This window comes from Phycisphaerae bacterium (genome assembly GCA_018003015.1).
Lineage (GTDB): Bacteria > Planctomycetota > Phycisphaerae > UBA1845 > PWPN01 > JAGNEZ01.
Window position 1 is genome coordinate 91,519 of sequence record JAGNEZ010000016.1, and the last position, 21,837, is coordinate 113,355.

Annotated in this window: 14 protein-coding genes; 7 read left to right on the forward strand and 7 right to left on the reverse strand. The window is 63.3% G+C overall.

Annotation, left to right across the window (positions count from 1 at the left end; translation table 11 throughout):
* Positions 1–577: 577 nt before the first annotated feature.
* Complete coding sequence (locus KA354_09565) at positions 578–949, forward strand: PilZ domain-containing protein (protein ID MBP7934878.1); 372 nt, start codon at positions 578–580, stop codon at positions 947–949.
* A 203-nt stretch (positions 950–1,152) separates the two neighbouring features.
* Here KA354_09565 and KA354_09570 read toward each other — a convergent pair whose 3' ends face one another.
* From KA354_09570 to KA354_09580, 3 genes are read right to left on the reverse strand one after another with little or no spacing between them, the layout of a single operon-like run.
* Positions 1,153–2,874 (reverse strand): hypothetical protein, encoded by a 1,722-nt coding sequence (locus KA354_09570; protein MBP7934879.1) that lies wholly within the window; start codon positions 2,872–2,874, stop codon positions 1,153–1,155.
* A 16-nt stretch (positions 2,875–2,890) separates the two neighbouring features.
* Positions 2,891–3,676, reverse strand: coding sequence for an ABC transporter ATP-binding protein (locus tag KA354_09575; protein MBP7934880.1), 786 nt, complete (start codon positions 3,674–3,676; stop codon positions 2,891–2,893).
* A complete protein-coding gene (locus tag KA354_09580) occupies positions 3,666–4,517 on the reverse strand; it encodes a hypothetical protein (protein MBP7934881.1) in 852 nt (283 codons plus the stop codon). The genes KA354_09575 and KA354_09580 overlap by 11 nt, the downstream gene beginning before the upstream one ends.
* A gap of 345 nt (positions 4,518–4,862) precedes the next feature.
* On the opposite strand from KA354_09580, the gene KA354_09585 reads away from it, so the two are divergent.
* Positions 4,863–7,241 carry a hypothetical protein gene (locus tag KA354_09585; protein MBP7934882.1) on the forward strand — a complete coding sequence of 793 codons (2,379 nt, stop codon included), beginning with the start codon at positions 4,863–4,865 and terminating at the stop codon, positions 7,239–7,241.
* Positions 7,242–7,318: 77 nt separating this feature from the next.
* On the opposite strand, the gene KA354_09590 is transcribed toward KA354_09585, so the two are convergent.
* Positions 7,319–8,314 carry a DUF4922 domain-containing protein gene (locus KA354_09590; GenBank protein MBP7934883.1) on the reverse strand — a complete coding sequence of 332 codons (996 nt, stop codon included), beginning with the start codon at positions 8,312–8,314 and terminating at the stop codon, positions 7,319–7,321.
* On the reverse strand, positions 8,311–9,807 hold the full coding sequence (locus KA354_09595; GenBank protein MBP7934884.1) for a glycosyltransferase family 2 protein: 1,497 nt from the start codon (positions 9,805–9,807) through the stop codon (positions 8,311–8,313). Before KA354_09595 ends, KA354_09590 begins: the two co-directional genes overlap by 4 nt.
* A 294-nt stretch (positions 9,808–10,101) precedes the next feature.
* Here KA354_09595 and KA354_09600 point away from each other — a divergent pair, with 294 nt between their 5' ends.
* The 3 genes from KA354_09600 (at position 10,102) to KA354_09610 (ending at position 12,141) form a co-directional block, all read left to right on the forward strand.
* Positions 10,102–10,611: a hypothetical protein gene (locus tag KA354_09600; protein MBP7934885.1), complete on the forward strand. Its 510-nt coding sequence runs from the start codon at positions 10,102–10,104 to the stop codon at positions 10,609–10,611.
* Positions 10,608–11,387 (forward strand): hypothetical protein, encoded by a 780-nt coding sequence (locus KA354_09605; protein ID MBP7934886.1) that lies wholly within the window; start codon positions 10,608–10,610, stop codon positions 11,385–11,387. Before KA354_09600 ends, KA354_09605 begins: the two co-directional genes overlap by 4 nt.
* 61 nt (positions 11,388–11,448) lie before the next feature.
* A complete protein-coding gene (locus tag KA354_09610; GenBank protein MBP7934887.1) occupies positions 11,449–12,141 on the forward strand; it encodes an aspartate/glutamate racemase family protein in 693 nt (230 codons plus the stop codon).
* Between the two features lie 49 nt (positions 12,142–12,190).
* Here KA354_09610 and ligA read toward each other — a convergent pair whose 3' ends face one another.
* Positions 12,191–14,224, reverse strand: coding sequence for an NAD-dependent DNA ligase LigA (ligA, locus tag KA354_09615; GenBank protein MBP7934888.1), 2,034 nt, complete (start codon positions 14,222–14,224; stop codon positions 12,191–12,193).
* 183 nt (positions 14,225–14,407) lie between these two features.
* Positions 14,408–17,863, reverse strand: coding sequence for a hypothetical protein (locus KA354_09620; GenBank protein ID MBP7934889.1), 3,456 nt, complete (start codon positions 17,861–17,863; stop codon positions 14,408–14,410).
* Positions 17,864–18,006: 143 nt separating this feature from the next.
* Here KA354_09620 and KA354_09625 point away from each other — a divergent pair, with 143 nt between their 5' ends.
* A complete protein-coding gene (locus KA354_09625; protein ID MBP7934890.1) occupies positions 18,007–19,302 on the forward strand; it encodes a dihydroorotase in 1,296 nt (431 codons plus the stop codon).
* Positions 19,303–19,400: 98 nt separating this feature from the next.
* A complete protein-coding gene (locus KA354_09630) occupies positions 19,401–21,716 on the forward strand; it encodes a transglutaminase domain-containing protein (protein ID MBP7934891.1) in 2,316 nt (771 codons plus the stop codon).
* The last annotated feature ends 121 nt before the right edge of the window (positions 21,717–21,837 follow it).

A 21,837-nucleotide genomic window follows, 5' to 3' on the forward strand; every position in this document is an offset into this window, starting at 1 on the left:
TCTCTTGAACTCAGCGTTCGAGACGCTGCGGCTGACCCATCGGGGTCATTATCGCCTGCCAGCCTTGCCGTAACCGACGCAAAAGGCACCCCTCCCCTCGCCGCCAGGCGACCGAGCGTACAACCGGAACCATAACCGACGCGTACGGCTCCTGGCAAGTCGCAACGGAATTGTTTTCCCGATCACTAAACCTCTCCGATTCGGGTACTCACCCATAGCAGGGTAGGAATCGAGCTTGCGTGCGGCTAGTCTGGCGACACGGCAGATCAGGGGCTACCTCCGTCATGGGGCGAAGACCCTGATCAATTCTACAATCGGCAGCGCGTGCTTTTTCCTAAAGCTGTGGGGCGGCACCCGTGGGCAACGGCCTCAAGCTTCGGGAGCATCTCACGCTGAAAAGACCCCACAGGAGAATCCTCTTTGGCGTATTCCCGGGAACTGGCGTTTAAGAATTGAAGACGGCTTGCCGACAACCTAGGTATGGCTCGGTCTTTTTCCAGGGATCGCTCCGGCATCTGCGGACAATACCGGGGCCCCTGCGCCACGCGATCCACATGAAAGGCTAAACGGTGCATTCATGGTGACTTCCGGCCCATCATTGTCACGACTGGCGGCGGCGGTCGGACCTTTGACCTTCGGTATCGAGCGAAGGGCTCATCCCAGGGTGGGCTTCGACTGTCCGGTTCGATGGGGCATGGAAGGCGCTGGCCGGATCGGCTGGGCCCGGGATGCCAGTGAGAGCGGCGCGGGGTTCATTGTGAGGTCATCCGAGGCACCAGAAGTTGGCCAGATGCTGGAACTGGTTTTCAAGCTCGACAACTACTGCGAATGGATGGTCGACCGCAAGGCCGAGGTCTGCTGGAGCCAGATGGTTGAGCCCGGGGTCTACCACATCGGCGTGAGGCTACATGGATCCCAGTTCGGCAGGAGCCGTTTTCCTCGAGTCTGACGTTTCCCCGCGGGCCGGCAGGCTGCGGCGCTCTCTGCAGAAAGGATGATAGCCGAGCCAGCCAAGGGGCTCGGGTATCTTCGCTTAAGGAACAACTTGACCCGCTTGCTGCGGTGCGCTGGGTGTCGTCACCGGCCAACGGCCAAGCCTGATGGCCGCAGCCCGCTGTCCGGCCGTGTTTCCGGCAAGCCTGGGAAAGAAGGTCAGCACTCCAGCCGGCTGATGTGACGGATGCCGACAAGCATGGCCACGGCAGCGGCGAACACGTTGAGGCCAACGACACCGGCAAGCCATGCTGCGACGGAATGAGGCAGTCCATCGCTGGAGGCAGCCCAGTCAACCCGGATACTCATTACCCCCATGGCCGCCAGCGACGCCACGACCAGTCCGATCGACAGCAACAGGCTGACTGTCCCGCCGAAGCCGCCCGCAATCCGAGCGGGGTTGCGTTCGTGGAAGACGGGCATTCGGGCCCCCATTCCAATACTCACGCCGCATAAGCCGACACAGACGGCGGCGCTGGCAAGCAAGTGAGCGACTGCCAGGATGGGGGGCAGATCGAGACGATACACCGAGACGCCCATCACCGTCATGGCCACAACGAGCGTGATCGTCACGGCGAACAGGAACTTGGCCACGATCATGCCGCTCCGTCGCAAAGGCAGGAGGCCCAACAACCACAGTTGCTGGGTTTCGAGGGATACGATGGGGAACACGAACCGGCTGGTGAAAGTGGCCAGGATGAGACAGACGGCGGTGAGATTCAGGAACGCGATGAGGACTTGCAGCCGGGGCTCGGTCAAGTCGGTCCAGAGATGCTGCACATTCGAAACGTACAATCCAAGCAGGCCGATGAGAATCGCCATCTGTGTCCACTGAAGGGGATCACGGGCGAAGCTCTTGAGATCCTTGGCCGCCAGAAGCCTCTGCCGCCAGGGAAGGTAGGCGAAGATGACGTCCGCGATCAGGGAGATGACTCGACCTGAGCGTCGGACGCTGCGGGCGCCAGAGATCTGGGCACGTGCGAATGCCGCGGGCAGGCCTTTTGAGACCAGGACCACCGCGATGAGACTGACGAAGAGGGCATTGGCAGCGGTGACGTACAGGTAGAATGTCGCGGGCGCCGGCTGACCCTGCATGGCATGATTGATGCCCTTGGAGACCCAATTGTGGGGCAGCATCGCGTTCTGAATAAGGCCGATTCGATCGTAGAAATGCTGCAGCCAGTCAGTCACCGAGATCGGAGACTGCAGAATGTCGCGGAAAGACCAGACCCCGAGAAGACAGAGCAGGGCCGCGACAAGGACCATCGTGCGCCGAGGCGTCTTTGGGCATACCAGTGCGAGCAGCCAGGCAATCAGCAGGCCAAAGGCCCCAGGGATGGGCAGGAAGGCGAGAAACAAGCCCAGGAACAGCGGATAGAAGGCCAGTGATTCTTCCCGCCGCACGGTGGCGATCGCCATCATCAGTGGTATTCCCAAAAGGATGAGCGACCAACTGGCTAGAACCAGGCTCTCCAGAAAGCGAAGGATCACCACGTCGCAGGTGGAGATCGGAGTGGTCATCAAGAAAGTGCTCTCGGGCCGCCGGAACAAGCCCCCGTAGGATAGGATCGCGTTCGAGAAAACCAGCATGGCACTCAGGGCGAGGAAGAAGAACGTGAAGATCAGGGGCGTGGCCACGATCCCCTCAAGAACCTGGCGCTTGACCTGTGCGAGGGTCCAGACCAGCATCACGTAGAGCCCCGCCCAGATGAGCAGAATCGAGAATGCGGATCCCAGAAGCCGCAAGGGCCGTTCACGGGCGGCCTGCCAGGCTGAGTTGCGGAGCACCATCCACCGCAACCAGATCAGCAGAAGGAGCCCGTTTCGCGGCGGTCGTCCTACGGGAGCGATCGGATCAGCTAACGTGGGAGGCTGGGTCATGGTTTCGCTACAGGAGTCAAGACACGGCGCGAAGGTCGGGGCCGCTCTCCTCGGTGGTCAATCTCAGGAAAACGCTCTCCAGGGTCTCGCTGCGACCTCCCAGCGGGCGCAGCTCGGACAAGGTACCCATGGCGACGACGCGGCCATGGTGGATAATCCCGATCCGATCCGCCACCGCCTCGGCCACCTCCAGCGTGTGGGTACTCATGAAGACCGTCCGCCCGGCCTGGGTCATCTCTCGCATCAGGTCCTTGACGGTTCGCACCGTCTTGGGATCAAGTCCTACCAGCGGCTCGTCGATCACCAGCACGCGAGGCTGATGCAGCAGGGCCGCGGCAATCACCGTTCGCTGCTTCATGCCGTGCGAGTAGCTCTCCGTGAGCTGATCGAGGAAATCAGCCATCTCCAATCGTTCGATCAACTCGCCCGAACGTTGGGTGTACGTCTCGCGGCTCAGACCATACATCCGGCCCACGAAATCCAGGAACTCACGGCCTGTCAGTTTCTCGTAAAGGAACGGTTGGTCGGGCACATAGGCGAGCTGAGCCTTGGCCAGGCGGCCATCGCGACCCATTGGATACCCGCAGACGAACACGCTGCCCGACGTCGGAGTAAGCAGACCGGCGATCAGCTTGATTGTCGTCGTCTTGCCAGCCCCGTTTGGCCCGAGGAAGGCGAACAACTCGCCTGCCTGAACCTCCAAGGTCAGGTTCTCGAGAGCAGTGAACTCACCGAAGCATTTGCGAACGCTCTCCAGGCGAATCGTGGCGTCAGTTGCGGCACACTCAGTCTTACCGGTCATTGTCGCTCCTGGCTGGAACGTCTCTGATCGCCTTCAATCGAAGGTTCTCCCGATACTCTTCCTCGCAGATTCGCACCACTCCAAGGCCGGGCAGTTCCACTTCCTGCTTGCGAACGCACCCGAGTTTGTCAACCCAGGCTTTGGTCTTGTCCGGAGACGTCTCGACGACGAAGCACTCGATCTCTCCATCCTGTACGCTGATGATTTCGGTTCCCGTCACCCGGGCGATGATCGACTTGAACTGGGTCTTACCCCTCAAGGCTGCAGCCAGGGGGTCAAGAATCTGCATGCGCCAGGACTGGCCGACGGAAAGTGACGGCAAATAAGCCACCGGACGAAGGGAATCGCCGATGAGCCGACTGGCTGAGACGTCCAGGTTCGCCTCTTTGTGAATTGCGCCGAAGTGCAGCTCGCAGGGGAAGTAGATCCCGAGGCGCTCGCCGTGAACCCAGATCTGCATGCCTGGCCCTCTCCGCACGCCTGGCAGCCGGACGCCGTAGACCCAGAGGTTGAATGCTTCGAGCGTTCCGCTGCTGTCGAACTTGCTGTTGGTCTCGATCCGGATGCCGTTGACCAATGGCCGGCATTCGATGAACACCGTTCCCTGCACGGTTGTCGTGGTCGCGCTCGCCTCGACCTTGCCCCATGCCGTGCCAATCCGCGTACCGTCGCCTAGGAAAATGCCGTATTGCTGCTCCTGCAGACCGAGTGGGGCGATCAGGTCTGGGCGGAGGGGAGGGGCGTTCTGGGCGGTCCAGGAAGGCAGGACATCGCGAACGAATAGGGCGGCCATCGCGCTGAGCCAAAGCACGAAAACGGCGGCGGTGAACAGGCGGTGCATCGAGGCTCTCGGGGCCAGGAACCAGGGCCGGCCATCACCTGTGGACCGACCTTCACGCTTGGTCCATTCTACCCTATGCCCCGGTGGCCGACAATCGTGGTCCCCGCATCGACGCCGTGAGCCCGTGGAGACGGCGGAAGCCGCCTGCCCGTCGTTCAGCCCTGCCGGTCCTCCCGAGGGTCACTGATACCGGCTCCGCGTCGAACGTGCTTCCTGGTGTGTAGGACGGGCACGCGGCATGAGTGCAGAAACCGAACGTCCCGGAAGTCCATGCATGATCGGGTCTTAGCTTGCCCTGCCCTGTTCCTGCTGACGTTCGACTCCGCTTAGGTTAATCTTCGCATCATGACGCTGCTTTACGCTGCCACGCTATTCACCAGTGCCGCCCTGCTTTTCTCGCTGGAGCCGATGGTTGGCAAGATGGTTCTGCCCGCGTTGGGTGGAACGCCGGCCGTATGGAACACCTGCATGGTGTTCTTCCAAACCGCCCTACTGGCTGGCTACGCCTACGCGCATGGAATCGGCGGCCGGTTTGGACTCCGAGGACAGGCGAGCGTTCACGTCGGTCTGCTCCTGCTTGGGCTGGTGGCCCTGCCGATCACCCTTGCCGCCGGAAACACGCCGGTCGATCAGGAAAACCCGGTATTCTGGCTCCTGGGTCGGCTCGCATTATCCGTCGGGCTGCCGTTCCTCGCGATTGCGGGCACGGCCCCGCTTCTCCAGAAGTGGTTCGCGCAAGCGCAGGGTGTTGAGGGTATTGGGAGACAGGATCCCTACTTCCTCTACGCGGCCAGCAACGCGGGCAGCCTGGCCGCCCTGCTGGCCTATCCCCTGCTTGTGGAGCGGCTCCTCGATCTCGATACCCAGGCTCGCGTCTGGGCCTGTGGCTACGTGGGTCTGATCATCCTGATTGTGGTCTGCGGAGGGGCCGTGTGGATAACGAGAGGCCTCGAGAGGCGAGGGCCCACGAACCCAGAGGGGGAGGGAGAGCCTCGGCACGGCGGTCGACGGTCAAGGCGGCGAGCCGGCGGAAGCGTGGTTACCCCGCCGTCGAGGCAGTACAAGAGCACGACAAACCGGGAACTCGAGCCGGTCTCAGGCCAGGCACTCACGGCGGTCGTTGACGCCAGACGGCGGGTTTGGTGGGTGGTGCTGGCCGCCGTGCCATCCAGCCTCATGCTTGGGGTAACGACCCACATCACCACGAACGTAGCGGCCATGCCCCTGCTGTGGGTCCTGCCTTTGGCAGCCTACTTGCTGACCTTCATCCTCTGCTTTGCGCGCCGGGAGAGGATCTCGGTTGAGATGGCGTCCAAGTGGTTCCCGTTCATCGCCCTGCTGGTTGCCCCACTCTACTTTCTGCCCGTGCCGTTCCCGGAGATGGAATGGCAGTTCATGGGTGCTCACCTGATCATGTTCTTCCTGGGAGGGGTTATCTGCCACGGGCGTCTGGCCCGCAATCGCCCGGATCCGCGCCACCTCACCGAGTACTACCTTTGGATCAGCCTTGGTGGCGCACTTGGCGGGGTGTTCAACTCACTGCTTGCTCCGTTGATCTTCACACGGGTCGTCGAGTACCCCGTGGTGGTCTGCCTGGTCTGCCTTCTCCGGCCCAAACCGGCCACATCCACTCCCCGGGAGCGATGGCTCGACTTTCTGCTACCCTGTGCGGTCGCTGTTCTGGCCGGTGGGGCCGCCCTCGCGGTGGACAAAACGGACGCCCGGAGTTCCGTTCTGGGACTTCTCATCGTATTCGCCGTGACCATGCTGTGCGGAGTGATCTTCCATCGGCGATCACTGAGGTTCTGCCTCACTTACGCGGCATCGCTTATGGCCATGGGGCTCTATGCACGCCAGCAGGAGGGCGATCTGCTGCACGTCGAGCGTAACTTCTTCGGTGTGAAGCGGGTGCTGACCACCAGGATCGAGGTTCCGGTCGGCACGACCGCCGCCGGTGCCATGAACGCGCTTTACCACGGCACCACACTCCATGGAGTCCAGTTCCGTGACACCGACTTTGACGCCGAGCCTTTGGCCTACTACCACCGGGGTGGTCCGATCGCCGACCTGTTCAGCGGGATCGTCGGATCCGAACCGGGCAGGCGCATCGGAGCGGTCGGACTCGGTGCCGGCGCAGTGGCGGCCTACACGCGCGCGGGGCAACGCATCGATTTCTACGAGATCGACCCCGGCGTTGCCAGGATCGCGAGCAACCCGAAGTATTTCGCGTACTTGTCTGCCTGCCGTGGTGATCTCCACGTCATCCTCGGCGACGGGCGGCTCAAGCTCGCCGGTGTGGCCGACGGCACCTATGCCCTGCTCCTGCTGGACGCCTATAGCTCGGACGCGATTCCCACCCACATGCTTTCCCGCGAGGCCTTGCGTGTCTACCTCGCGAAACTGGATCCGCACGGAGCCATCGCCTTTCACATCACCAACCGGTTCATGAACCTGGCGCCCTTGTTGGCGAATCTTGCGAAAGACGCCGGACTGGTCTGCCGTGTGCGTTCTGAACAATGGACGCTGACCCAGATTGAGGAGGGCCAGAAACGCGGCTACTTCCCAGCCGACGTGGCGGTGATGGCCCGGCGAGAGGAAGACCTCGGCGTTCTGGCGGCAGACAAGCGCTGGCAACCCGCGAAAGAGGATCCGAAGCTGCCGATCTGGACCGACCGGTACTCGGATGTCGTGGGACTCGTCCTGCGAGGCCAGCGGATACCGTAGCAGGACCGCAGCGGCGTATCGCCAGGCCCAAGTTCAGCGCCTTTCTCCTGAAGCAGCGTCCAGCCCTCTCGGCGACTTCACCCCCGCAGTCGATCCCGCAGCCGAGCGAAGGCCTGCGGGGTCAGAAGAACCTCCCCGAAGACACTGGCGACATTGTCCGCGGTCATTCGTTCAAAGTCAGCTGGACGAGGGAGAATCAGGACTCCGGCCAGGTCGGCGGCGCCAGGGCTGATCAGGCACTGCTCGGGACCATGGCCGAAGCAGGACGGCCGGTGAGCTCGACGAGGATAGAACCAGACCAACCATCGCCCTTCGATGAACGCGGCGAACAGATTGAGCATCGGTTCCGGTCCGGCCGGATGAACCTCGCCGAGGACCTCGATGGCGTGTCTGACGGCCGCCCGAACGGACGCTTCGTCCTGCCCCATCAGGAAGACCGCAGGGCGGCGACCGGCACGACTGACGCCCAGGCGTACCGGGGAACTCCGCAGCCACTCGATCCAACTCTGGCCGCTGTCGTTCCCCTTTCGATTCAGTTCCTCGGCCAGTTCGGCCTCAAATGGGGACGCGCCGAAGGGTGAGGCTTGGACGTGCAAGTGATCAGGTGCAGACGCACCACACAGCGGCCCGTTGTAGAAGACGGTGAACCGCCCCCCGGTATCATGAGACAGGCCGAGCATCGTTGGTAGCGCGGGGATGATCCGCTGGGGAACGTGGTTCTCGGCCACGACGGTAAAATGCGGGTCGAAGATCGGCATGGGGTTGCAGAGAACCACCCAGCCATCGCGATAGGGAACCGACTCCTGCTCAGCCGGTCGGTTGTTGCCACAGAGGAAACAAGGACGTGCGGCCAGGGAAGCCGCGTCGACCTTGGCCCCGGCGCTCTTGACCCGGGCAGGGTTGCACTGGCCCAGGACCCGAGAACCGTTGATGTCAAACCACCGGGAAGATGATTGCCTGAGGCCATCGAGGCCGGCCTTCATCATCGGCCACCGGGCGGACTGTTGTCGCCAGAGCGCGTCCATCTGCTGGGCAAGGCTGCCCGCCGAGACACCGCCACCGCTGCAACTCACGGCTTCAACCTGCCTTTGGCCACGAACTGCTGGCGAGCCAGGATTTCCATCGTGCGGATACGGTCCTTGTAGGTATCGTGGCGATTCTTGGTTGCCAGTGGCAGATTGGCGTCAGTGTTTCCTTCCCAGCGGCGACAGAGGTAGACGGACTCGAAGATTCGCCCGATGTCGTATTCGCGGGAAATCCTCAGGCCGGCGGCATAGTCCTCGCCATAACTGACGTTGGGGAAAGGGCAGCGCCGGGCGACGCTGGTATCGAAGGCCCGAGGAGCACCCAATCCGTTGACGCGGAGCAAGTTGTTCCGACCGTTGTCGCGGGTCCATTCCCGGTGATCGATCAGCCCGGGCGGGATTTCCTGAAGTTGGAAGTTCACCAACTGATACGAGGCGACGACCATCGCGTAGGGTCCCTCGCGCAGCTTGTCCACCACGATCTGCAACGTTCCCGGGCTCGAGTACAGGTCGTCGGAATCGAGCTGGACCGCATAGCGACCGCACCGGGCTGCCTGGATGGCCAGATTCCAGCAGCCGCCGATCTGCAGATCCGTTGTCTGAGGCACGAGGTGCACGAGGCGAGGATCCGAAGCCGCCAGCTCGTCCAAGATTCGGGTGGTACCGTCCGTCGAGTGGTTGTCGACCACGATAACGTTGAAGGGGAAGTGGGTCGCCTGGCTCAGCGCCGACCGGGCCGCGTCGGCCACCGTCTTCTCACGGTTGCGGACCGGGATGACTACGCTGGCCAGGACGGGATAGTCATCCCTGCAGGCGGGAACGGGGTCGAACTGCGGTTCGAGCCAGGCGCCGATTCTCTTGAGATGGTCGGTTACGATCCGCTCCATCTGCTCCTGGGCCTCGCGGTTGCGAGGATCGACGTAGTCGAACTGCTGTTGGCCTGTAGGCCGGTGTTCCAGGCGGCGACAGGTGTAGAGGCACTCGGGAACACGAAGGGGCAGGGCCGCGACGGATAGACGGAGCCGCAGATCGTAGAGTGCTCCGCAGTTCGAGTCGCTCAAGGGACCGAAACGCTGCTCGGCCAGCCGGATCGCATCCAGGCTGAGGGCGATCATGGGGCCGAAATCGAAGCCATCGCGTACGCTGCCGAGCTGGTAGTCGATGGTGGTGTGCTCGACTATGCCTTCGGCGGCATCCTCGAGGTAGTGGCAGTAGACGAACGGTGAGCCGGTCTCCACCAGGACGTTCGCCAGCCGGTGGAGGCCCGATTCACCGATAGCCACACCGGCGTCGCCGTTGACACAAAACAGGACCTCACCGGCCGCCTCGAGGAGGACCTCGCGCCAGACCTCTCCGCTGAAGGGTTGCCCAGTCGTGATCCGGACCCAGCGAACGCCATCTTCCGGCAAGCGGTCGTGGCCGGCGGGCCCGACCAGAATAGCCCGGCTGACTCCCGCCTGCCGCCAGGCGGCCGAAGAGGTCTTAAGCCACTCGACCGGCGTGCGGCCGGTGTACGGAATCACAAGCGTGCTCGCAGCCAAAGGACTCAGCCTTTCCGGGATTCTCACCCCGTCGGGACCGATCCTACGGGACAGACCGGCCAGACACACCACTCACACAAGTCGCTCGGCATCCAGGCGGAATCGCCTGCCGTTCGCGCGCGGAACGGCTCAGGATGCATCATGATAACCGAGGGCGGCCGGTGGTCCAACAGGGCTTTTCTCCCCAGGGAATGCTTGTTGGCGGATTCGTTTTCGACTAGTCTAGGTGATTCGTACCCCCGTTGGTATCCTGGTGGATTGCCAGCCGGGGGTGCCCGCGTGGGAGAGGACATCATGGACGTGCCTCGATTGACCACTGAACGGACTCATCGGCGGAGCAGACTGGCCCGAAGTTCGTGGGCGGCAGCAGGCATGCTGCTGGCGGGGCTGGCTACAAGCGGCTGCCTGGAGAGCCAGGACATCGGCAAGCCGAGCCGGCGTCTCAGCCCGCAGAGCAGGACCTACTTAGCGGGGATCCCTCTTCCGGCCGGATTCAAGCTGGTGGACAAGCTCTCCGATGACCAGGCGTCCGGCGGCATGCGGATGGCCCGGCACACGTACGCCGGCTCCGCTGAGGCTCGGGCGGTGAGCGATTTCTACGTCGAGCAGATGCCACTTCACGGCTGGACGCTCGTGAGTCGCATGACCGTCAAAGGACCGATGAACCTCCGGTTTGAGAACAAGGACGAGTCCGCGACGATTGACATCCGGCCCGGCTCGTTCGGCCGGGTTTCGGTTCAAGTGTATGTGATGCCCTTTAGTCGGAGTTCAACGGAGCAGCCAAGCAGGCGACCGGTACCATGAAGAAAGCACGACGACAGGAACTCAGAACCAACGAGCTCAGCATCTACCTGCAGCAGATCTACGATGCCGCGGCCCGCCACGCCAACTACGTGATCGGCGGAGCGGTGGCGGTCGTCGCCATTCTGATCATTGGTTTCCTGATTCAGAGTAACAGGCAGGCGGCTCGCCAGAGCGCCTGGAGCGACTACTACAGTTTGCGGGACAAGAGCCAGCAGTACCTGGGCGACAAGCCCGACCAGCAAGACAGCTTCATCAACGAAGTCCGCACGCTGGCGGAGCGGCACAAGTCTGACCGCGAGCTCGGGCCGCGCGTGATGGAGCTGGAAGTCGACGTCGCCTACATCCAGGCCATGAATACCAGCCCCATTACCGAACGACCCAAGCGGCTGACGCTGCTCAAGCAGGCCAAAACCGCCGCCACGCAGATCCTGGACCGCTATGCTTCGCAACCCGAGGTTGCCCACCGGAGCCGAATGACCCTCGCCGCGATCGAGGAGTCTCTTCTCCTGATGGGTGAAGGCAGCCTGGAGACGACCCGGAAGCTGTACCAATCCGTGTTGGACGCAGGTCCGAATGTGTTCGTGCCTGAAGCCAAGAAGCAGCTTGAGAGCCTCACCGACCGGACGGCGCGACTCGAGCTGGTGGCTACTCGCCCCGCGGAGCCGCCAGCTCCGCAACCGGCCTCGGTACCCTCGCTGCCCGAGCCGTCCCCAGCGGCTCCTGGCACACCGGCTTCTGCGCCAGCGGCCACCCCTGCTACCGTGCCCGCGCAGTAGCCTGTACGGTCGGTCTTCGCAGAGACAACCACGGAGCGGGATGCAAGGGTCAGCAGATACCATGAAGACGATCGGCCTGATTGGCGGCATGAGTTGGGAATCCTCGGTCGAGTACTACCGCATTGTGAATCAAGCGGTGAGACGGCGTCTGGGCGGTCTGCATTCGGCCCAGTGCGTCATGTTCTCCTTTGACTTCACCGAGATCGTCGCTCTGCAGCGCAAGGCGGCATGGGACGAGGCCGCGAGCCGGATGATAGAAGCGGGCAACGCGGTCAAGAAAGCCGGAGCGGACTTCATCGTGATCTGCACGAACACGATGCACAAGCTGGCCCCGGCCTTGGAGGCGGCCGTAGCCATTCCCCTGCTGCACATCGCGGATCCGACGGCCAGGGAGGCCAAGGCCAGAGGGATTCGAAAGATCGGCTTGCTGGCCACGAAGTTCACGATGGAGGAGGAGTTCTACGTCGAGCGACTGTCGCGCCTGCATGGTCTGGAAGTCCTCGTCCCCGAGAGCAGTGATCGACAGCGCGTACACGGCATCATTTTTGATGAACTTTGCCAAGGGCGGGTGCTGAACGACTCGCGGACGAAGATGCAGGCCATCATCCAGAGTTTGGCCGACAAAGGAGCCCAGGGCATCATGCTCGGCTGTACGGAGTTGGGCCTGTTGATCAAGGACAAGGACTGCCCGTTACCCCTGTTCGACACCACTGTTCTGCACGCCGAGGCGGCGGCGGAAATGGCCATGGCGTGAAGCGATTCTCAGCCCGGACTGGCGATTGGCCCGCTGCGTCTGTCTCTGCTCAGGTTTGCCCGGCCTTCCTGCGAAACTCCCCCTCGTCGATGATGTCGACGCCCAGTTGGCGAGCCTTCTCGATCTTTGAGCCCGGGTCCGCGCCGGCCACGACGAATGTGGTCTTCGAACTCACCGAGCCGGCCGCCTTGCCACCCAACGAGGCGATCAGGTCCTGGATCTCCTTACGGCTGTAGCTTTCCATCGTGCCGGTCACGACGATGGTCATGCCCGCGAACGGCTGAGGGTCGCGGACCAGCTTCTTCGGCTGAGTCATCTTGACACCGGCCGATCGCAGGCTTTCGATCGTGTCCCGACCGGATTTCGAGTGCAGGAAGCCGTAGATGCTGCCGGCCATCTCCGGGCCGATGCCCTCGATCTTCTGCAGGTCGTCCTCGGTGGCAGCCAGCAGCGTGTCCATGGAACCGAAGTGGTTGGCCAGCAAGGCGGCGGTGCTCACGCCGACCTGGGGGATGTTCAGTCCGGCCAGCAGCCGGGCGAGGGGGTGGGTCTTGCTCTTCTCGATGGCCTCCAGGAGATTCTCAGCGCTCTTGCGGCCCATGCGCTCCAGGCCGATCAACTCGTCCTTGCGGTCCTTGAGCGTGTACAGGTCGGCGAATCGATGCACCAGACCGCTGTCCACGAGTTGCTCGGCCAGAACCGTCCCGACGCCCTCGATGTCCATCTGGTCGCGGCCGCAGAAGTAGCGGAGCCGCTCCTTGATCTGGGCGGGACAGGCGGGGTTGCTGCAACGAAGGAAGACGCCGCCTTCGTTGCGAATGGTCGGCCCGTCGCATTCCGGGCACTTGCCCGGCGGCTTGATGGGCCTGGCATCGGCCGGTCGGGCCCTCACATCCACCTCGACGACCTGGGGGATGATTTCCCCGGCCTTCTCGACGTAGACCAGATCGCCGATCTTGACGCCGAGGCGCTCGATCTGGTCGAAGTTGTGCAGCGAGGCGCTCTTGACTGTCGTCCCGGCGAGTTGAACGGGGTCGAGGTTGGCGACGGGTGTAATTGTGCCCAACTTTCCGACCTGGAAACGGACGGACTGGAGCCTGGTTCGTACCCGTTCGGCGGCGAACTTGTAGGCGATGCACCAGCGCGGCGAACGGGTCGTCGAGCCCAGGGTGTCCCGCTGGTCCAATCGATCGACTTTGATCACGAGCCCATCGGTGGCATACTCCAGGTCGTGCCGCTTCTGGTCCCACTCGTGGACCATGGCGACGAGTTCCTCGATCGACGAGACCCGCCGCATGTACGGGCTGACTGGAATACCCCAGGTCTTGAACTGCTGGAACAGGTCAAAGTGGGTCTGAGCGGCCGGTGGTTCCACGCGTCCGAAACCGTGGGCGACAAAAGCGAGCTTGCGTTCACGAACGATCTTCGGGTCAAGCTGCTTGAGTGTGCCGGCGGTGGCGTTCCGCGGGTTGGCGAAGGGTTCCTCGCCGGCGGTCTCGCGGCGCGCGTTGTAGGCCTTGAACGCGTTGGTTGGCCAGTAAACCTCGCCGCGGACTTCGAGCAGTCTGGGCGGGCGGCCCAAGAGCGAGCCGGACTCGGTTCGCAGACGCAGTGGTATGGAGCGGATGGTGCGGACGTTCTGGGTAATGTCGTCGCCCGTACGGCCGTCGCCGCGCGTGGCCGCCTCGACCAGCCGGCCATCTTCGTACCGGAGGGCGACGGCCACGCCGTCCACCTTGGGATCGACCAGGTACTCGTAGCGATCACCGCCGAGGCCCTTGGCCACGCGGGTGTCGAACTCGCGCAGTTCGCCCTCGTTGTAGGTGTTATCCACGGAGAGCATCGGCACGGCGTGTGTAACCTGGGCAAAGCCTTCGAGGGGTTGTCCGCCAACCCGCTGCGTCGGCGAATCCGACGAAGCCAGTTGGGGATACCTGGCTTCGAGCGACTTCAATTCATCGAACAGTCGATCGTATTCGCGGTCGGAGATGGCCGGCCTGGCCAGCACGTAATAGGCATAGTCATGCCGGGCAATCTCGTCGCGCAGCCGGGCAACGCGTTGAGTAGCTTGGGAGAGGTCCATGATACCTGATCAGGGTACCAGAGCAGGACAGGGTTGAGAATAGGGGAAGGGTCTGCCTCGCGGGCCCGGAAGCTAACGGGGGAAAGCGGAGAATAGAAGACCCCCTGATTCTCAGGCGAGGCTGCCTGTCTGACGCAACCGGGACTGTAGACGACGTTCAACCGCCGGTCATCGCTTGCCGTTTCAGAGGCCTGTTGTCTCTCCTTTGTCGGCGTTTGGCGTTCCGACTTTCGGCTTTTCGTCCTCCAATTCCCCCGGCTGTACCTTGTTCAGGCGTCGCAGGGCCGCGTCGTAGACGAAGTCGTTGACTGCCTCGATCTGTCGCGAGCCGTCGTCGATCAGGCTCTTGTCGCGGAGGAGCGACCGAACCCGATCCCGCTGATCAGGCGGGTAAGCGGCGAACGCGCTCGTGGCTCCCACGCCGAACAGCGCCGGCATCTTGGTGCCTGGCTGAATGCGTCCCGGAGCCTGCATCCAGGCGATGCTCCAGTCGCGACGGAGACGGAACGGGGTGAGGTCCAGGTTTGGGGCTGTCGGCTTGACATTGGCCCCGGCCGCCGACGGATCGCCAAAAACGTGGCATTTGAGGCACTTCAGTTCGAAGAAGATGGTCTCACCGTCGGCCAGACGGTCCGGGGAGGATGTCGCCGAGACGGGTGACTCCGCGAACGGATAGCTCACGTTGTTGAGCCGGCCCAGGAAAACCGCGTCCGCAAGAACTTCGCCCAGGGCGGCCGCATGAACTGCGGGCGCAACCTGGCGCGGATCCAGCAGGTGGGCTGGCAGCCATCGGTTGCGGGCGGCGAAACGACGAAGCGGCTCGCTGATCCCGGTCGCTGTCTGACGGTCGAGCCAGCGCGATTCCTGACGACTGAGGCCGGCGAAATACGCGGCCAGCTGCGTGGCCTCTCCGTCGGACAGATAGAACTGCGGCATGCGGGCTCTGAGCCACGGCCTCATGGTCACGACTTGCCGGAGATAGCTTTGCGGCCACCCGGGCAGCACCTTGGCCCCTTCGCCGTGCAGCGTAGGCGGAGCGTTCTCCTCGTCGAACACCACGTTGGGGCCTTCGATCGCCTTGGAGTACTGGTCCAGCAATGCCCGATTGCCGTCGATGCGGTGACAACCGACGCAATTCAGCTCGCGAACCAAGTTACGGCCGTCGGCCACCCACCCGGCCGGCCGGTCGTCATAAGCGACCTTGAGAGACTCGCCCGCTCGCGAGGGCTTGCGTGACAAGAGCCACGTGACCAACGATTCCGCTTGCCGATCGACGAGGAAAAAGTTGGGCATGCGAAGCTTGTCATACGGTCCGCGGGTGCGATCGCGATCCCAGAGGCGCGGGTTACGCATCTTGTGCCAGGCGAAGGACTCGCGGGAGTATTCGACCCGCAGCTCCGGGTTGGACAGAAGGAGGCGAAGCAGACTCTCCCGATCCGGCGGATACAGGAGTCTGAATCGCTCACCGACCGGTCGGTCGCGGTTTACGATGGGATCGAGACGGCCAAAGTCGAGCCGGCTCAGCGGCACCTCGCCCCATTCGGTGAACTCTGGTCCGATCCGCGGTGTGTTCTCGAATCCCGGGATGCGATGGCAGCCGAAACAACCGTAGTGACCGATCAGGCGTTCACCCAAGGCAACCCATCGCTGATGCTCGAGATCAGCCCCCGAGCAAGGAGCTTGAGGATCGATCGAACCCCCCAGCCTGCGAAGCAACTCATCGCGGGTGGCCGCGAGCTGAGGAGCGTCCTCGGCACGGGCGTCAAACGGCTCGGAACCAGACCCTAAGTCAGCCGGCAAGGTAGCCAGATAGATCGAGATATCCAGGGCTTCATCGGCATCGACGTGGCTCTTCGTCTTGCGGCCCGTGCGCCGGTCGATCATCGGCTTCAGCCCGCGTGCGAGCCGCAAGATGGGCATGACCGTGTCGGGCGAATATCGGCGAGGATCGGTCAGCCAATCGTAGAGCCATTCGACCGCCGGACGATAGCCGGTGAACTTGGCTCGGAGTCCGGACAGTTCGGGGCCGCGTCGGGCAAGCACCGGCTCGCCAGCGGCGTGAGGCCGGAAGATCGCGTCCACTTCTGTCGCCAGACGAGCCGTCATGAACGCCGCCTGCCGGGTGACGTTCATGGCCTCGGCATCTCGGTAGACGCCATCCTCATCGGCGTCAGCGGGGCGAGTAGTGGCCAGCCGTTCCGCGACCCAGGTCACCCCCAGCGGGTCACCTGGGACACCGAGGTCGTTGTCCGGGCGGTGTTGGAATGCGGCATGACATGCCAGGCAACCGACCGCTCCGAACAGGCGGCGCCCCCGGTCCGCGGCGGCGGCCACCGCTTGACTCTGTTCGTCTTGAAGAGCGTTCCAGAGATCGTGGGGAAGGGGTTGACGCCGGGAAGCCTGGCCGGTGTCGAGCAGGTACTCAGCCATCGCCACCGCTTCAGCCCGGGTGCGAAGGACGGGATCGACATCTCCTCCGCTCCGACCCGAAAGGGCGTCGTTGTTCTCTTGCTGGAACGTGTGGGGCATGTTCGACGAGGGGCGCTGTTCGCGCGGCTGCCAGATCCACTGATGGAGCCATCCGCGAGACACCTTGTCACCGACGTGACTCAGGTCGATGGCGACCCTGCGGGCATCGGCCAGCCCCTCCACGAGATGACAGTTCACACAGCCCAGGGTGGTGAACAGGTACCGGCCTTCGTTGATCCGGACGGCCGCTGGCTCCCCGTCGCGGACGGCGATATCGGCCACCCTGGCGTGGCATTGGGCGCAGTTCGCCTCGGTATGCTCGGTCTTCAGTATCGGTCGTTCCCATCTCGCCGCTGCCGAGTCGAAGGTGTGCTCCGGAACGAGCCCCGCTCGGCGAACGTAGTACTTGCGCTCCCATTCGCGCCGCTGTACCTCGGATCGAGGCCGGTGGCCGGCCAACACGAAATCGGTCTCCTCGCCGTTCCCCTCATGACAGATCGTGCAACCCATTCGGGCCATCGGATGGGGAGAGTCGGCGACGGCGTAGAGATCCAGATCCGGGTGAGCGAGCAGCGGCTGGGCGACATCCACGGATGATCGGTGAGTCGAGTCCTGTTCCGCAAAGTGTCGATCTGCGACAGCGACATGGCAGGTCATGCAGCGGTCGGTTTGTTTTGCCCGAACGAAATGCAGGTTCTGGTAGACTTCGGGCAGGATGACCTGTCTGACCTCGCACTTGCCGGGCGTTCCCCGGGGAGCGAGGAAATCGAGGAACGGCGCGTTCAGAACACCGCCGCCATCCCGTTCCAGCCAAATGCGAGCCCGCAGGAAAGCATCTTCACGGTCCCTGGTGAGGCGCTTGACGCGACGTTGAGCCTCGGCCAGGTCAAACGCGGCCGCCGGATCAGAAGCTGGTCGCGTTTGGGCCAGCCTGACCGCCTGCTCTGCCTCGGAGAGGGCTTTCCGGACCTTGTCGCTCTGCGCAGCCTGGACGTCCGAGCGGGCCAGTGCCGCCTGGGTCGCGATGTGCTGTCGCTGCCATCCGCGCCAAGGTCGGTCATAGTCCACCTTGACCATCCAGATCAAACAAGCCAGCAGACTCACTGCCGCCAAGGCAAATACCCAGCTCACCCGGTGGCGGCTGTAGACAGGGTCGGGAGGAGCAAGCATGGCTCAAATGTAGCGGCAAAGGGGGCAACAGGGAATATGAACCGGGACCATGTACGGTGAGCCGTGGTCCGTTATAATCCGGGGCATGCAAGCCTTCATGAGTGGGAAGGGGCCGGCGTTTCGCGTTCCGAGGACTTAAGGCTATGACCCATGGCAAGCTGCTGATCAAGGGTGGGCGGATCATCGATCCGGCCAACAGGCGAGATGAGATCGGCGACGTGCTGCTGGAGGGCGGGAAGGTCGCCAGAGTGGGTGGCACAATGACCGAGGCGGCGGCCAGGACGATTGACGCCAGAGGGCTGATTGTCTGCCCGGGGCTAATCGACATCCACGTTCACTTCCGGGAACCCGGCGATGAGAATGCCGAGACCATTGCCAGCGGTAGCGCCGCGGCGGTGGCCGGCGGCTTCACCTCCGTCGCGTGCATGCCCAATACGACGCCCGCCATCGACGACGAGGCCGGGGTCGAGTTCGTTCGTCATCAAGCCAAGGTCGCCGGCCTGTGCAATGTCTACCCCATCGGGGCCGTCACCGAGGGTCGCCAGGGGGAGATGCTGGCCGAGATGGGCCAGATGGTGCGGGCCGGCGCGGTCGGATTCTCCGACGACGGCAAGGGCGTGGCCTCAACCAACGTCATGTTCCGAGCCCTGCAGTATGTCCTGATGTTCGACAAGCCGATCCTACAGCACTGCGAGGACCCGGACATGGCCCGGGGGGGCGTGATGAATGGCGGAGCGACGGCCACGCGACTCGGCCTTCCCGGGATCAACACCATCGCCGAGGAGCTGATGATTCAGCGAGACCTGACCCTGGTGTTTCAGACCAGGGCTCGATACCACGTCTGCCACGTCTCAACCGCCCGGTCTGTCGAACTGATCCGCGAAGCCAAGGCGGCCGGCTTGCCGGTCACGGCTGAAGTGTGCCCTCACCATCTGCTTCTGACCGAGGAGGCCTGCGCGACCTACAACACGAACACCAAGATGAATCCGCCGCTGCGAACGCGAGATGACGTCAAGGCCTGCCTGCAGGGTGTGGCCGACGGCACCATCGACTGCCTGGTCACCGATCACGCTCCGCATGGAACTCAGCAGAAGGAACTTGAGTTTCTGGATGCCCCGTTTGGGATTATCGGTCTGGAGTGCGCTCTGCCGCTGTATATCAAGGCCCTGGTCCACCCCGGCATCATCGACTGGCCCAAGCTGATCGACCGGCTCACCGCAGGTCCAGCCAAAGTGCTCTCTCTGGACAGGGGAACCCTGTCCGTCGGCGCCGAGGCGGATGTCACACTGATCGACCCAGGCGCGGATTGGACCATCGACGTCACCCGGTTCGAATCCAAGAGCCGCAACTGCCCGTTTCAGGGCTGGCAGGTCAGCGGACGGGCGGTGACTACCATCGTCAAGGGCGACATCAAGTTCCAACTACAGGCAGAAGGATGAGTTCAGCGGAGTGCCCCATCGGGACGACCCGCGCGCGGGCCCCGTCACGCTTCGGTCGCATCCTGCTCTTGATACTGTTGGGGGCAGAGGGCGACCTGATGGCATCATCGCCGGCACCGGTGGCACAGGGCGACGTCGCTGCCGACCGTCGGATCTGCGCGGTCGTGGTCAGCGCAGACACCTGTGACCGTCAGGAGTGGCGAGCGGTCGTGGATGCCCTGGTCGCCAAGCACCACGCCGAGGTCATCCGATACGAAACTGACGTGAACGAGGCGGTCTGGGCACTCTCCGCCTGGATGCCGGACCGCATCTGCTTCGTGGCTCGTCCGGAGGAAGCCGGCCGGGAATACGTGGTCCGGATTCATCGCTTGACACGACAACTCGACGCCGACCCCTACACCGATGCGATCTGGGGCATCGTCACGGGTTACGACGCGGGTGACGCCCTGCGAATCGCAAGACGGAGCGAGCCGCTGGTCATTCGGCGAGGTGCATCCGGGGCCGGTGTGGGACACATTGAATCGCTGCCAGACGGCTTCGCGTCCTCGGAGAGCAGCAAGAACGACTTCTGGATACTGACGGACGGCAAGACCACCCGATCAAGGGTCGAACCGGACGCAAGCAGAGCCCTTGCTGAGGGCTTCAACACCATGGCCCCGGAGATCTTCTTCACCAGTGGGCATGCCACCGAGCGAGACTGGGAGGTGGGCTACAACTTCAGGGGAGGTCGGTTCTTATGTGAGAAGGGCCGGCTCTATGCCCGTACCAGCAACGGGGAGCGGGTTGACATCCACAGCCCTAACGTCAAAGTCTACTTGCCGATGGGCAACTGCCTCATCGGGCGGATCCCGCAACCGGACTGTATGGCCACCGCCTGGATGCACTGCGGGGGCGTTCATCAGATGTTCGGCTATACCGTGGTCACCTGGTTTGGATTCGTCGGCTGGGGTACCGGCCAGTACTTCTCGGGAGGACGAAACAACCTGGCCGAGTCGTTCTTCTTCACGGAGCAGGCTCTCCTACACAAGCTCCATACCGAGTATCCTCGCTGGTCGAACACCGAACTCTATCGCTTCGAGCCCGACGCGATCAACGAGTTGTTCACCCGGCACGGGCTACTCAAGGAGGAAGGCGGGCGAATCGTGCCTGAGCAGACGGCCGCAGGCCTGCTCTGGGACCGCGACACGGTCGCCTTTTACGGAGACCCCGGCTGGGACGCGCGGATGTCGAGGTTGGAGCCTGCCTGGCAGCAGGCCTTCACCGAAGGCGATGGCCGCACGACCTTCAGAATCACGGCGACGCGTGAGGGGAGTTGGCCCGAGAAACCGGTAATCGCGTGGCTGCCATCGCGACTTGCCCACGTCAGGCTGACCGAGCCCCCCCATCCCAAAGCGGTCGTCACCGACAACTTCCTGCTGTTGCCGGAGTCCGGCGCGTTTGGGAAGGGCGATACCATCGAGGTCTCTTTCTCGGGCACGCCCATGGTACGCCCTGACCGGCAGTCTCTGGGCCAGCTGCAGCTCGCCGCGACGCAGGTTCGTTCCTTGCCTGGACCATCCAGGTCCGGCGTCATCGCGGCTTTGGGCAGGGCAGGGAATCACCGCGGGGCGCTGCTGGCGGCATTGCGGGCCACCCAAGGCGACCGCCGCGAAGGGATGGCCTTCCTCCTGGCAAACATGCCCGACAACGATCTGCGAGCGATCGACCCCGGCGTGTTGAAGGAGAATGTTGAACTCGCCTATGAAGCCCGAGAGAAAGCCCCGTGGGCACACGAGGTGCCCGCTGAGCTCTTCCTGAATGATATCCTACCCTACGCCAGCCTGGACGAGAGCCGCGATCTCTGGCGGAAGGAGTTCCGCGATCGTTTCGCCGGCAAGGCCTGGGAGTTCAAGACCATCGCGGAAGCCGTGCGATTCCTTAACCGAGAGGTGTTCAGGGTCTACGGCATTCAATACGACGCGGCCAAGCGCCCGCGACCCAACACCTCTCCAGCCGGGACGATCAAGGCGGGCTGTGCTTCCTGTACCGGCCTGTCCATCATGCTCGTTGATGTCTGCCGGGCGTGCGGCATCCCGGCGCGCATCGCCAGCATTCCGGCCTGGAAGGACGGCAAGGGTGACGCCACCGGCCGCCACGCAGGCAACCACACCTGGGTGGAAGTCTGGGCCGGGCGGTGGCACCACGTCGGCGGTGCCGAGGACACCGAACTGGACAAGGGATGGTTCACCGAAAAAACGCGGGGCAATGCGGTGGACCCGCGATTGTGGCCGCACCGCATCTACGCGTCCTCGTTCAAGAGGACCGGCCTGTCGTTTCCGCTGGTGTGGTCACCGGAGACTACCTGGGTCCCGGCAGTTGACGTCACCGAGGCCTACCAGAAGCCAGAAGCCGCCTCGCAACCTGTCGGTCGCTAGCCCAAGTTACTGAACAACTGCGATTTTGAAAAGATCTTCGGGTTGGCATCCGCGTTCTCCGGGCGATCAGCGGGGTTGGATGGCGTTTTCGGCGATGTAGTGGAAACCTACCCTCTTGAAG

Excerpts from the sequence above, each read along its gene's own strand:
- KA354_09565 (MBP7934878.1), top strand. The coding sequence starts at position 578 with ATGGTGACTTCCGGCCCATCATTGTCACGACTGGCGGCGGCGGTCGGA.
- KA354_09570 (MBP7934879.1), bottom strand. The coding sequence starts at position 2,874 with ATGACCCAGCCTCCCACGTTAGCTGATCCGATCGCTCCCGTAGGACGA.
- KA354_09575 (MBP7934880.1), bottom strand. The coding sequence starts at position 3,676 with ATGACCGGTAAGACTGAGTGTGCCGCAACTGACGCCACGATTCGCCTG.
- KA354_09580 (MBP7934881.1), bottom strand. The coding sequence starts at position 4,517 with ATGCACCGCCTGTTCACCGCCGCCGTTTTCGTGCTTTGGCTCAGCGCG.
- KA354_09585 (MBP7934882.1), top strand. The coding sequence starts at position 4,863 with ATGACGCTGCTTTACGCTGCCACGCTATTCACCAGTGCCGCCCTGCTT.
- KA354_09600 (MBP7934885.1), top strand. The coding sequence starts at position 10,102 with ATGGACGTGCCTCGATTGACCACTGAACGGACTCATCGGCGGAGCAGA.
- KA354_09605 (MBP7934886.1), top strand. The coding sequence starts at position 10,608 with ATGAAGAAAGCACGACGACAGGAACTCAGAACCAACGAGCTCAGCATC.
- KA354_09610 (MBP7934887.1), top strand. The coding sequence starts at position 11,449 with ATGAAGACGATCGGCCTGATTGGCGGCATGAGTTGGGAATCCTCGGTC.
- ligA (MBP7934888.1), bottom strand. The coding sequence starts at position 14,224 with ATGGACCTCTCCCAAGCTACTCAACGCGTTGCCCGGCTGCGCGACGAG.
- KA354_09620 (MBP7934889.1), bottom strand. The coding sequence starts at position 17,863 with ATGCTTGCTCCTCCCGACCCTGTCTACAGCCGCCACCGGGTGAGCTGG.
- KA354_09625 (MBP7934890.1), top strand. The coding sequence starts at position 18,007 with ATGACCCATGGCAAGCTGCTGATCAAGGGTGGGCGGATCATCGATCCG.
- KA354_09630 (MBP7934891.1), top strand. The coding sequence starts at position 19,401 with ATGGCATCATCGCCGGCACCGGTGGCACAGGGCGACGTCGCTGCCGAC.